The following is a 12,338-nucleotide window of genomic DNA, read 5'->3' on the forward strand; positions in this document are numbered from 1 at the left end:
CACCGGGTTCACGAGGCACCTCCCCGCGCGAAGCGGCGTTCGAGCCGTCGCTGGAGCACGGTCAGCAGGGTGACCACGACCAGGTACCAGACGCACGCCACGATCAGCATCGGCACGATCTCGTAGCTCTGGTTGTAGATCACCTGCACCGCGTGCAGCAGGTCGTTCATCGCGATCACCGAGACCAGCGCGGTGCCCTTGAGCACGCTGATGAACTGGCTGCCGCTCGGCGGGATGATCACCCGCATCGCCTGCGGCAGCACGATCCGGAAGAAGGTCTGCGCCGGGGTGAAGCCCATCGCGGAGGCGGCTTCGCGCTGCCCCTGGTCCACGCCCAGCACCCCGGCACGGATGATTTCGGCCATATACGCCGACTCCACCAGCGAGAGCCCGATGATGCCCGCGGTCAGCGGGGTGATCAGGTCGTTGGCGTTCCAGGTCAGCAGCGCCGGGCCGAACGGCACGCTCAGCGAGATCTTCGGCAGCAGGTAGGCCAGGTTGAACCAGAAGATCAGCTGCACCAGGGGCGGGATGCCGCGGAACACGCCGACGTAGAGCGTGGCGGCCCAGCGCGCCGGGGCGAAGCCGGACAGCTGCGCGGCGGCGAGCAGCCCGCCCACCACCGAGCCGATCACCATCGCCAGCACGGCCAGCAGCACGGTGGTGCCGAGTCCGGAAAGGACGGACGGGGCGAACAGGTGCTCGGCCACCACGTCCCACTGGAACCGCTCGTTGCCGACCAGGAAGGCCAGCAGCTGCGCGGCCAGCACCACGAGCACGGCGGTGGCCACCCAGCGCCACGGCCGGAACCGGGGCCGCGCGCCGGCGATGTCGTGCGCGCGCGGGGTGGCCGGGGAATCGGTGGTCACGGTCATGACGGCGTCCCGGCGTTGAACTCCGGCCGCGGCACGGTCACCCCGTCCAGCCCCCACTTCCGCATGATCTCCTGGTAGCGCCCGGAGTTGAACAACTCGCCGAAAGCCTGGTGCAGCACCGGTCCGAGCCCGCTCGCCTTCGAGGTGTAGAGCGCGAGCTTGTCCGCGGTGGCGCCCTGCTCCTCGGTCTGCGTGACGTAGGTGTAGACGCCCTGCTGCTGCGCGGTCACGTCGATCGCCGCGGCCTGGGTCATGCCCGCCGCCTCGGCGCGCCCGGACTGCGCGGCCAGCAGGGTGGCGTTGGTGTCGGCGAGCCCGATCGACTGCACCGCACCGCGTCCGGCGCGCTCGCAGAACGCCGAGAGCTGCCGCAGCTGCTCCTCGACCACGCTCGCGGTGACCACGGCGACCCGCTTGCCGCACAACGCGTCCGTGGCCGGGATGGGCACCGGCGCGTTCGACGGCACCACGTACGAGGTGCGCGTGGTCATCCAGGTGATCGTGTCGAACTGCTTCTCGCGTTCGGCGGTGACCTTCACCGGGCCGTTGAACGCGTCGTAGCGGTTGGACAGCATTCCTTGCAGCGCACCGGGAAGGCTGTCCACCACGATGGTTTCCGTGCGCACGCCGAGCAGTTGGCCCAGCGCGTCCTGGAAGTCCTTGTCGATACCGGTGATCGAGCCGTCGGCGGCGACCGTGCGGTAGGGCGGGTGCGAGTCGCCGGCGAAGCGGAGCACGCCGGCCTGGCGCACGGGTTCGGGCAGCGCGTCGTGGAGGGCGGTGTTCGCGCCCGCCGGTACCGGGGTGTCGGTGCCCTCGCCGAGCTGCGCACCGCAGCCGGTGAGGACGAGCAGGAGCGCGGCGGCGCCGAACAACGGTCTGCGGGCGTGGGGGATGGGTCGCATGGCGGTGGTTCTCCCTGCGTTGGGCCTGGCCAGGCGGGGTGTCGGGATCGGGGAACCGATCATTGACGACTAGAATGCCGACGAGCGTCGCACGAGGTGTCGCCAATTGCAAGACCCGGTCGCCCCGTAGGCTTCCGGCCAACCCGAAGGGAGCGCGGATGCCGGAGACCCCGCCGCGGGCCGAACCGCAGCTGCTGCTGACCTCGCTGCTCGGCGACTACTGGTACTGGCGCGACGAGCACATCCCGTCGGCCGCGCTGGTGCGGTTGCTCGCGGAGTTCGGCATCGGCACGGACAACGCCAGGGCGGCGATGCGGCGGCTGGCGGCCAAGGGCCTGCTGACCACCTCGCGGCGCGGCCGGACCACCGCGTACGGCATCCCGCCGCGCACCAGCGGCGTGATCGTCGGGCGCACGCACCGGATGCTCACCTTCGGCGCCACCGCGCCGGAGTGGGACGGGTACTGGACCGTGGTCGCGTTCTCGGTGCCCGAGCAGGAACGCGAGGTGCGCACGGCACTGCGCTCGCGGTTGCGCGTGCTCGGTTTCGCCGCGCTGTACGACGGTTTGTGGGTGTCCCCGCGCGACCTCGCCGAACCGGCGGTCGCGCTGCTCGCCGAACTCGGCATCGAACGCGGCAGCGTGCTGCGGGCGACCGAGGTGCCCGGCGGACCGGCGGGCGGCGGCCCGGCCGAGGCGTTCGACCTCGAACCCCTGGCCCGGCAGTACCGGGAATTCGTCGACCGCTACCGGCCGCTGCCCGCGCGCCTCGCGGCCGGCCGGATCAGCCCGGCCGAGGCGCTGCGCCTGCGCACCGAACTGCGCGTCGACTGGCGGGCCTTTCCCGAGCGGGACCCGGATCTGCCCGCGGTCATGCTGCCGCCGGGCTGGTCCCGCGCCGAAGCGCAGCGGCTGTTCCTGGAGATCTACGACCGGCTGGGCCCGCTCGCCGAACAGCGCTTCCGCGAGCTGCTCGCGGAAGCGGACCCGGAGCTGGCCGAGCTCGCTTCGCACCACGACAGCGCCCGGATCGCCGAGCTGTACGCGCGGCTCGGCGGCGACGCCGAACGCGGTGACACCCCGTTCGAGCAGGCGGTCCGCGCACGACGGCTGGACGACCTGCGCCGCGGCTGAGTTCCATCAGGAATCCTGCGTATTTTCGGGTGACCCGGGTCACCACTGCTTGCCATCGAGCTGGACCAGGCCGCAGGCTGACCGCAACATCATCAGGAAACCTGATGATAAACCGACCGACTCGGAGGTCCCGGTGGAGTTCCTCGATCCCGCGCGCTGGTCCGGCAAGGTCTTCACCGGCACCTGGACCGACGGCGGTTCCGGTACGCACGAAGTACGCGAGCCCGCGACCGGGGCGGCCCTCGGTTCGGTGGGCGTCGCCGGTGCCGCGGACATCGCCGCCGCCGTCGACCGCGCCGCGCCCGCCCAGCGCGAGTGGGCCGCGCTGCCGCACGCCGAACGTTCCGCGGTGCTGCTGCGGGCCGCCGCTCTGCTGACCGAGCACACCGGCGCCATCGCCGACTGGGTGGTCCGCGAGTCGGGGTCGGTCCGGCTCAAGGCGGGCATCGAGATCGAAGGCTCGGCGGGGGAGTGCGTGCAGGCCGCCGCGCTGCCGTCGGCGCCCTACGGCGAACTGCTGCCCTCGGCGGGCCGGATGAGCTTCGAACGCCGGGTTCCGGTGGGCGTGGTCGCGGTGATCTCGCCGTTCAACTTCCCTTTGCTGCTCTCGATGCGTTCGGTGGCACCGGCGCTCGCGCTGGGCAACGCGGTGATCGTCAAACCCGATCCGCGCACCGCGGTCTGCGGCGGGGTGGTGATCGCGCGGATCTTCGAGGAGGCCGGGCTGCCCGCGGGCGTGCTCCAGGTGCTGCCGGGTGACGCCGAAGCCGGGGCCGCGCTGGTCGAGCACCCGCGCGTGCCGGTCATCTCGTTCACCGGCTCGACCCGCGCCGGCCGGGCCATCGGCGCCCGTGCCGGGGAACTGCTGAAGCGGGCGCACCTCGAACTCGGCGGCAACAGCGCGCTGGTGGTGCTCGAAGACGCCGATCTCGAAGCCGCCGCGTCCTGCGGTGCGTTCGGCAGTTTCCTGCACCAGGGCCAGATCTGCATGGCCGTGGGCAGGCACCTGGTGCACCGCTCGCTGTACGACCGCTACGTCGAGCTGCTCGGCAAGAAGGCCGAACAGCTGCCGGTCGGTGATCCGTTCACCGAGGACGTGGTGCTCGGCCCGATCATCGACGGCGGTCAGCTCGCCCACGTGCGCGACCTGGTGGACCGCAGCGTGGCCGCCGGGGCGTGGCTGGTGCAGGGCGGTACCGCGGACGGGCCGTTCTACCGCCCGACCGTGCTCGCCGACTGCGGACCGTCGATCCCGGCCTACGCCGAAGAGGTGTTCGGGCCGGTGGCCTGCGTACGCCCGTTCGACACGCTCGACGAGGCCGCCGAGTTCGCCGCCGACTCCGAATACGGCTTGAGCCTGGGCGTGCTCACCGCCGATCCGGCGGCCGGGCTGGCACTGGCCGACCGCATCCCCAGCGGCCTGGTGCACATCAACGACCAGACGGTGAACGACGATCCCGCCGCGCCCTTCGGCGGGGTCGGCGCCTCCGGTGTCGGCCGCGTCGGCGGTGCCCGCGCGAACGTCGATGCCTTCACCGAGACCCAGTGGGTCACCGTGCGCGCCGAATCCGCGCGCTACCCGTTCTGAAAGGACCGAAACACATGTCTGAAGCGCCGTGGGGCGAAAACGTGCTCGTCGACTTCGAGGACGGCATCGCCTGGGTGACGCTCAACCGCCCGGAGAAGCGCAACGCGATGAACCCGGCGCTCAACGACGAAATGGTGCGCACGCTCGACGCGCTGGAGGGCGATCCGCGCTGCCGCGTGCTGGTGCTCACGGGCGCGGGCGACTCGTTCTCGGCGGGCATGGACCTGCGCGAGTACTTCCGCGAGGTGGACGAGTCCGGCGACGCGGCGGTGCAGATCCGGGTGCGCCGCGCCAGCGCCGAATGGCAGTGGAAGCGGCTGGCCACCTGGTCGAAGCCGACCATCGCGATGGTCAACGGCTGGTGCTTCGGCGGCGCGTTCACCCCGCTGGTCGCCTGCGACCTCGCCATCTCCGCCGAAGACGCCCACTATGGACTGTCCGAAGTGAACTGGGGAATCCCGCCGGGCGGGGTGGTCAGCCGGGCGCTGGCGGCCACGGTCAGCCAGCGCGACGCGCTGTACTTCATCATGACCGGCGAGCCGTTCGACGGCCGTCGTGCCGCCGAAATGCGCCTGGTCAACGAAGCGGTCCCGGCGGAGCACCTGCGCGGGCGCACCCGGGAACTGGCGGCGAAGCTGGCCGCGATGAACCCGGTGGTGCTGCGCGCGGCGAAGGTCGGCTACAAGCTGGCCCAGGAGATGCCGTGGGAGCAGGCCGAGGACTACCTCTACGCGAAGCTGGAGCAGTCGCAGTTCCTCGACCCCGAGCAGGGCCGCCAGAAGGGCATGACCCAGTTCCTCGACGACAAGACCTTCCGCCCCGGTCTTTCGGCCTACCGGAACGACTGATGCGCGACGAGGGCCTCGGCTCGTGGCCGTCGCGGCGGGCCAGGATGACCCCGGACCGGATCGCGCTGGTGCACGGCGACCGGGAACTGAGCTACGCGGCCCTCGCCGCGCGGTCCGCCGGGCTGGCGCACGGCCTGCGCTCGCTCGGGGTGCGGCGGGGCGACCGGGTCGCCTACCTCGGCCCCAACCACCCCGCCTACCTCGAAACCCTGTTCGCCACCGCGTCGCTGGGCGCGGTCTTCGTCCCGGTCAACAGCAGGCTGGCGGCGCCGGAACTGGCCTACGTGCTCGACGACGCCGGGGTTTCCGTGCTGGTGCACGCGTCGCCGGTGGAGGTGGCGGCGCGGGAACTCCTGGCGGTCGGCGGGGCGCGGTACGAGGAGTTCGCGTCGGGGCCCGCGGAGCCGCCCGACGAACCGGTCTCGCTCGGCGACCCGTGCCTGATCATGTACACCTCGGGCAGCACCGGGCGGCCGAAGGGCGCGGTGCTCTCGCACGGCAACCTCACCTGGAACTGCGTCAACGTGCTGGTCGAGTCGGACCTGTCCGGTGGTGAGGTGGCGCTGGTGGCCGCACCGCTGTTCCACACCGCCGCGCTGGGCATGACCTGCCTGCCGACGTTGCTCAAGGGCGGCACCGCGGTGCTGATGGAGTCGTTCGACCCGGCCGCGGCGCTGGCGCTGATCGCCCGGCACCGGGTGACGCTGCTGTTCGGCGTGCCCGCGATGTACGACGCGATGGCCGCGCAGCCCGGCTGGGCGTCGGCGGACCTGTCCAGCGTGCGGACGCTGCTCTGCGGCGGGGCGCCGGTGCCGCCGTCGACGATCCGGCGGTACCTGGACCGCGGGCTCGCGTTCGTGCAGGGCTACGGCATGACCGAGGCGGCGCCGGGGGTGCTGGTGCTCGACCCGGCCGCCGCGCGCACCAAGGCGGGCAGCGCCGGGGTGCCGTCGTTCTTCACCGACGTGCGCGTGGCCGGTCCGGCCGGGGAGCCGGTGCCGCCGGGGGAACGCGGGGAGATCGTGGTGCGCGGCCCGAACGTCATGCTCGGGTACTGGAACCAGCCCGCGGCCACCGACCAGGCACTGGCGGGCGGCTGGCTGCACTCCGGCGATGTGGCCACTGTGGACGGTGACGGCTACTTCACCGTGGTCGACCGGCTCAAGGACATGATCATCTCGGGTGGGGAGAACGTCTACCCGGCCGAGGTGGAGGCCGCCGCGCTGGACCACCCCGACGTCGAACTGTGCGCGGTGATCGGCGCGCCCGACCCGAAGTGGGGCGAGGTGCCGCGCGCGGTGGTGGTGCGGCGGCCCGGCACCGCGCTGACCGCGGACGAGCTGCGCGCCCACCTGCGCGAGCGGCTCGCCGGGTACAAGGTGCCGAAGTACGTCGAGTTCCGGGAGGAGCTGCCCCGCACCGGGTCCGGCAAGATCCGCAAGGCCGAACTGCGGGCGCTGTACGCATGACCCCGGCGCTGCGGCACGATCAGGACATGGGATCGGAACCGCTTACCCTCTACCTGGTCAAGCGGCTGGAGCTGGTCATCCGCGCGCGCATGGACGAGGCGCTGCGGCCGAAGGGCCTGACCACGCTCCAGTTCACCGCGCTGACCGCGCTGCGGCGGCGCAGCGGCCTGTCGTCGGCACAACTGGCGCGGCGCTCGTTCGTCACCCCGCAGACGATGAACGAGATGGTGCGGTGGCTGGAGGAGCGCGGGCACATCGAGCGCACGCGCGATCCGGCGAACCGGCGGGTGCTGCTGCTGGCGCTGACCCCGGCGGGGGAGACCCTGCTGGCCGAATGCGATCCGCTGGTCGAAGCCATCGAAGCCGAACTGCTCGCGGCGATCCCCGAGGTGCAGCACCCGTTGCTCCGCCAGAGCCTGGAACTGGGCTACAACGCACTGGCCTAGCGCCCGCTCGCTAGTGGGCGGGCACCGACACGCAGACTAGGGTGGTGTCTTCGAGGGCTTCGACCTCGCCGGGCGTCTGCTCCGGGACGTGCACGTATTCGCCCGCGCGCACCGTCACGGTGTCCACCCGCAGTGCGCCGCTCAGCACCACCCAGACCTCCGCGTAGGCGGCGGGCAGGTCGGCGCGGGCGCCCGCCGGGAAGAACGCGGTGTAGGAGCTCATCGACTCGCCGTCCTCCTTGTCGAGGCCGGGAGCGATGCGGATCCCGTTCCCGAAGCGGAGGGCGTCCGCGCCGATCGCCGAGCTGAAGCGGCGGGGCGCGCTGGGGCCCGTCACGCGTCTAGTTCGGCGGCGGCGACGGCGTGCACGGGCGGCGCCTGGAGCCCGAGTTCCCGCGCGATGGCCGGGATCTCCGGATCCGCCAGGAACCCCTCGTAGTCCTCCTGGTCCCAGTCGAAGAAGGACCACACCCGGTGCGGGTCATCCGGGTCGAAGTACGCCCGGGCGCTCCGGCAGCCGTGCTCCCGCCGCTTCTCCGCCCCGATCGTGGTGAACACTGCCAGGAACCGCTCGGGGTCCTCGACGCTGGCGACGGTGACGACCATGCGGACGACCGTAGGACCTCCACCCCGCTCGAGGTCAAGGGTCAGCCGCCTCGCCTCGGGTCCCTCCCCCTGCGTCCCGCGGCGAGGCGGCTGACTCAGTTCTAGCCGACCGGGAGTTGTCCGGCGTCGGGAAGCGGCGCCGCACAACAAACGCCGCACAACCTCAGCACCCCGGCGCCGGGGGACCGGCGGGGAAATCGCGGGCGAGGTCGGCGCAGAGGGCGGCGCTCGCCGCGTCGGCGTCGAGCGTCCAGGTGGTGATGGTCTGGTCGTCGCTGCCGGTGGCCAGTGCGGTGCCCGCCGGATGCCACGCCAGCGCGGTGATCGTGCCGGTGTGGCCGTGCAGCGTCGCCCAGCGCTGGAAGGTCGAGGTGTCCCAGACGACCGCGGTGTGCTCGGCGCCGTTGGTGGCCAGGAACCGCCCGTCCGGGCTGAACGCGAGGGGGCCGCCCCGGCTGGTCAGCACCGCCGCCTTGACCGGCGGGTCGAGCCGCCACACCGCGGTCTCGCCCCGGCTGTCGCTGGTCGCGGCGAGGCTGCCGTCGGCACTGATCGCCACCTCCACCACCGGGGCGTAGACCCCGGGCTGGTGCTCGAACACGAGCTGCCGTTCGAGCGTGCGGGCGTCCCAGACGTGGACCTGGTTGAGCCCGGCGGAGGCGATCATGCGGCGGCCGTCGGCGCTGAACGCCACGTCGTGGATCACCGCGTCGGCGGCACCGAACCCGCGCATCCCGCCGTCCTCCAGGTTCCACACGACCCCGGCACTGGTGGCCAGCTGGGTGCCGTCCGCGGTGAGGGCCATCGCGGTGACCGGCGTGGTCCGCAGCGTCCGGACGGGTTGCCGCGTCCGGGTGTCGGTGACGGTGATCGTGTCCGCGGAAGTGGTGACCGCGAGCCGGGTGCCGTCCGCGCTCAGCGCGGTGACCGGCGCGGGAGCGGGTCCGGTCGCGGGCACGCCCACGCGGGTGGCCGGATCCCACACCGTGCTCCGGCCCGAAGTATCGGCCGAGGTGAGGGTCGTGCCACCGCGGTCGAACGCGACCGCGGACACGGGGTGCGTGTGCCCGATGAGCGGCAGCGCCGAGCGTTCCCACAGCAGGAGCCTGCCGTCCGGGGACGCGGCGGCGAAGTGTCGTCCGTCCGGGCTGACGTCCGCCGCGGTGTACTGCGTGCCCGGCCGGTCCCCGGGCAACTGCGCGACCAGCCGCTGCGTGGTCAGGTCCCAGCTCGCCACGGTGTCCGCCGCGGAGTGCAGCGTCCCGGTGTCGTCGAAGTCGAGATCGCCGACCGGCCGCGCGTGTCCCCGCAACCGCATCACCTGCGACGCGGAACCGGTGTGCCACACGGTGATCTCCGGCCCGTCGGAGAGGGCGGCGAGCCCGCCGTCCGCGCTGAGCGCGAGCGCGTGGGTGTCCAGCCCCGGCGTCGGCAGGACGGTGACCTCACCCGAACCCAGCCGCCAGAACCGAACGCGGTCGCGTTCGAGCAGCGCGACGGTCGAGCCGTCCGCACTGGTGACCAGTTCACGCGGTTCTTCGGGGACGTCGCCCAGCGTCGCGACCACCTCGTCCGCCGCGGTCCGCACCTCGACCGTCCCCGGCTGGTAGCTGGTGAGCAGGATTCCGGCGGCGGCGGGCACCGTCTTGGCCACCTGCGCGCGAGTGACCGTGTCCAGCACGTAGGTGCGGGTGGAGTGGCGGACCGCGAGGTAACGGCCGTCCCGGCTGCTGCCGACCGCGACCGAGGCCGGGCCACTCCGCGGTCCCGCCTCACTCGGGAGCGCCAGCTGCCCGGCCAGCGAGCGGTTCAGCGTGTCCCAGACCGAAACCACGTCCTTGGCCACCGACACCGACACCAGCCACCGGCCGTCCGCACTGAAGGTGAGGTCGCCGGCCTGGCCGTTCCACACCGGGTCGAGCGGGAACGCCGCGGTCGGGCCGTGTGCCGACTTCGCGCTGAGCACGGCGCTGCGGGCTTCCTGCGTCGGATGCGCGTGCCAGGCGTCGACGCTGAGCTGGATCGCCTTGCCGCGGTCGGCACCGGCGATGTTGAGCGCCTCCGCGGCGAGCTGCCTCGACGTGGCGATCGTGCTCTGCACCAGTGCCTGGCGGCGTTCCGCGCGCATCAGCGCGGCGGCGCCGACGGCGACCGCGAGCAGGACCACCAGCCCGGCGGCCAGCCAGCGCAACTGCCAGATCCGGCGCCGGGTGAGCGCGTGCTGCCGCGCCTCGGCGCGATCGCTGGCCGCGAGGAACTCCCGCTCGCGGCGGCTCAGCCGGGAACCGTCGGTCCGGGAACGCGCCAGCGCCAGCCGCGCTCCCCGGAAGAGCAGGCTCTCCTCGCGACCTTGGGTCTCCCAGCCGAGCGCGCTCTCGGCCAGTTCCCGGTGCACGCGCAGGCCTTCCCGATCCTCGTCGAGCCACGAGCGCAACCGCGGCCAGTGGTGGATCAGGGCTTCGTGGGCGAGATCGATCCGGTCGTGGTCGCGGGTGAGCAGGCGGGCGCCGGTGAGCCGGTCGAGCACGGTGTCCACGTCGTGGGTGTCGAGTTCCCCGCGAGAGATGCGCCGCCTGCTGTCGGTGTCCTCGCCGACCGCGACCAGGCGCATCAGGATCTGCCGGGCCAGCGGCTGCTGGTCCGGGTCGAGCCCGAGGTAGACCGACTCGGCGGTGCGTGCCACGGCCCGCTCGATCCCGCCCGCGGCTTCGTACCCGGCCAGCGTCAGCGCGTTGCCCCGGCGGCGGCGCCAGGTCTGCAGCAACGCGTGCGACACCAGCGGGAGCACGCCGACCTGCCCGCTCGCGTCCGCGATCACCCTGGCGACGAGCGCCGTTTCGACCGTGCAGCCGAATTCCCGTGCGGGCCGGGTGATCGCCTGCCGCAGTTCGTCGGCGGTCATCTGGCCCACCAGGACCTGTGCGCTTTCGACGGCTTCGGCGAGTTCGGCGTAGCGGGCGCAGTGCGGGTAGAAGTCGCTGCGGAGGCCGAGCACCACCTTGGTCCGATGTGCCTCTTTCCCCGCGGTGGCCAGCAACGCGGCGATGAACGCGGCCCGTTCACCCTCGTCCTCGCACAGGCTGAAGACCTCCTCGAAATGGTCCACGACCAGCAGGAGCCCGGCGAACGGCTGGTGCACCAGCACCTGCTCGGCGGCGATCCCGAGTTCCGCCGGGTCGTGCCCCAGTTCGGCGGCGGGCACCCCGGCGGCCGCGGCCAGCGCGGCGGCGCACTCGCGCAGCGGGTGCGCGCCGGGCCGGACGGTCAGCCGCAGCCACCCGTCCAGCGGCAGGCCGGCCGCCAGCACGGACGACTTCCCGGAGCCGGACGCCCCGACCACCGCGACCAGCCGGTGGTGGGCCAGCCGTTCGACGATCTTCGCCACCAGCCGGTCCCGGCCGAAGAACCGGCGGGCGTCACCGGGGTCGAAGGCCCGCAACCCCACGTACGGCGGCTCCTCGGTGATTTCCACCGGACGGGAGTCCAGTTCCGCGGACAGCGCCCGCCACCGTTGTTCCCATTCGGCGGAATCGCCGTCGCACGCGCGGACGTAGGCGAGCGTGACCGCGAGGCTGGGCAGCTGGTCCCCGCGCGCGGCGGCGGCCAGCGTCGAGGCCGAGTAGTGCGCCCTGGCCCCGAGTGCGCGATAACCAGGGCTTCCGGCCTTCTCCCGCAGCCGCCGCAGCTCGATCGCGAACCGCTGGACCGGTCCGGCCTCCGGATCCAGTGCTCTTTCCGGGCGTGGCAAAGCGAACCCCCTCCGGTCCCCGTCCGCGGGCCACCGATGGTGCCGGACGGCTCGCGCGAAAAAAAGATTCCCGCCGGATGTCGAGACCGGGCCGGTGGCTCCGTCCCCGGGTGGTCGCGGCCGGAAGGGCCGTCCGAACCAGGAGGAGAAACCATGCGCAAGCTCGTGGTCCAGCAGTGGGTGACCGTCGACAATATCGCCGCGGAGGAGGACGGCGGGCTCAGCTTCGTCTCGGTGGAACCGTTCTCGGAGAAGTCCGACCCGGCGTTCAAGGCCGCCGTGATGGGGTTCATCGACTCCGTCGACACGATGATCCTCGGCGCGAACACCTACACCCAGACCAAGGACTACTGGCCGAACGCCGAGGACCAGGGCGAGTACGGCGAGAAGCTCAACAACCTCACCAAGTTCGTCGCCTCGTCGAAGCTGGACGACGCGCCGTGGGGCGGTTTCCCCGCCGCGACCGTGACGCGTGATCCGGTCGCCACGATCCTGGAGCTCAAGGAGCGGCCCGGGAGGGACATCTGGCTGTGGGGGAGCCTGACGCTCATGCGCTCACTGCTGGCCGCCGGGGTCGTCGACGAGGTCAGGATGCTGGTCTGCCCGGAAACCCGGGGCAAGGGGACCCGGGTTTTCGAGGACCGGCACGACCTGAAGGTCATCGAGTTCACCTCGTACGGCAACGGCCTGGCGTTGCAGCACTACGAGATCACGAAATGA

General features: G+C 72.4%; 11 protein-coding genes. 6 read left to right on the forward strand and 5 right to left on the reverse strand.

What is annotated here, in order from left to right; genetic code table 11:
- Positions 1-8 precede the first annotated feature (8 nt).
- A complete protein-coding gene (locus tag JYK18_RS29360) occupies positions 9-875 on the reverse strand; it encodes an amino acid ABC transporter permease (protein WP_206806677.1) in 867 nt (288 codons plus the stop codon).
- Complete coding sequence (locus JYK18_RS29365) at positions 872-1,780, reverse strand: transporter substrate-binding domain-containing protein (RefSeq protein ID WP_206806678.1); 909 nt, start codon at positions 1,778-1,780, stop codon at positions 872-874. Before JYK18_RS29365 ends, JYK18_RS29360 begins: the two co-directional genes overlap by 4 nt.
- A gap of 158 nt (positions 1,781-1,938) precedes the next feature.
- Between JYK18_RS29365 and JYK18_RS29370 the strand changes: the two genes are divergently transcribed.
- The 5 genes from JYK18_RS29370 (at position 1,939) to JYK18_RS29390 (ending at position 7,264) form a co-directional block, all read left to right on the forward strand.
- On the forward strand, positions 1,939-2,913 hold the full coding sequence (locus JYK18_RS29370) for a PaaX family transcriptional regulator C-terminal domain-containing protein (RefSeq protein ID WP_206806679.1): 975 nt from the start codon (positions 1,939-1,941) through the stop codon (positions 2,911-2,913).
- 133 nt (positions 2,914-3,046) lie between these two features.
- Positions 3,047-4,501 (forward strand): aldehyde dehydrogenase family protein, encoded by a 1,455-nt coding sequence (locus JYK18_RS29375; RefSeq protein ID WP_206806680.1) that lies wholly within the window; start codon positions 3,047-3,049, stop codon positions 4,499-4,501.
- A 14-nt stretch (positions 4,502-4,515) separates the two neighbouring features.
- On the forward strand, positions 4,516-5,349 hold the full coding sequence (locus JYK18_RS29380; RefSeq protein WP_206806681.1) for a p-hydroxycinnamoyl CoA hydratase/lyase: 834 nt from the start codon (positions 4,516-4,518) through the stop codon (positions 5,347-5,349).
- Entirely contained in the window at positions 5,349-6,818 is a 1,470-nt protein-coding gene (locus tag JYK18_RS29385) for a long-chain fatty acid--CoA ligase (RefSeq protein WP_206806682.1), read from the forward strand. Before JYK18_RS29380 ends, JYK18_RS29385 begins: the two co-directional genes overlap by 1 nt.
- Positions 6,819-6,844: 26 nt before the next feature.
- On the forward strand, positions 6,845-7,264 hold the full coding sequence (locus JYK18_RS29390; protein ID WP_206806683.1) for a MarR family winged helix-turn-helix transcriptional regulator: 420 nt from the start codon (positions 6,845-6,847) through the stop codon (positions 7,262-7,264).
- 10 nt (positions 7,265-7,274) lie between these two features.
- Here JYK18_RS29390 and JYK18_RS29395 read toward each other — a convergent pair whose 3' ends face one another.
- The 3 genes from JYK18_RS29395 to JYK18_RS29405 all read right to left on the reverse strand — a co-directional run bounded on the left by JYK18_RS29395 (position 7,275) and on the right by JYK18_RS29405 (position 11,618).
- Entirely contained in the window at positions 7,275-7,601 is a 327-nt protein-coding gene (locus JYK18_RS29395; protein ID WP_206806684.1) for a cupin, read from the reverse strand.
- On the reverse strand, positions 7,598-7,870 hold the full coding sequence (locus tag JYK18_RS29400; protein ID WP_206806685.1) for a hypothetical protein: 273 nt from the start codon (positions 7,868-7,870) through the stop codon (positions 7,598-7,600). The genes JYK18_RS29395 and JYK18_RS29400 overlap by 4 nt, the downstream gene beginning before the upstream one ends.
- A 163-nt stretch (positions 7,871-8,033) precedes the next feature.
- Entirely contained in the window at positions 8,034-11,618 is a 3,585-nt protein-coding gene (locus tag JYK18_RS29405; RefSeq protein ID WP_206806686.1) for a WD40 repeat domain-containing protein, read from the reverse strand.
- A gap of 153 nt (positions 11,619-11,771) precedes the next feature.
- On the opposite strand from JYK18_RS29405, the gene JYK18_RS29410 reads away from it, so the two are divergent.
- Complete coding sequence (locus tag JYK18_RS29410) at positions 11,772-12,338, forward strand: dihydrofolate reductase family protein (protein WP_206806687.1); 567 nt, start codon at positions 11,772-11,774, stop codon at positions 12,336-12,338.

The organism is Amycolatopsis sp. 195334CR, assembly GCF_017309385.1.
GTDB lineage: Bacteria > Actinomycetota > Actinomycetes > Mycobacteriales > Pseudonocardiaceae > Amycolatopsis.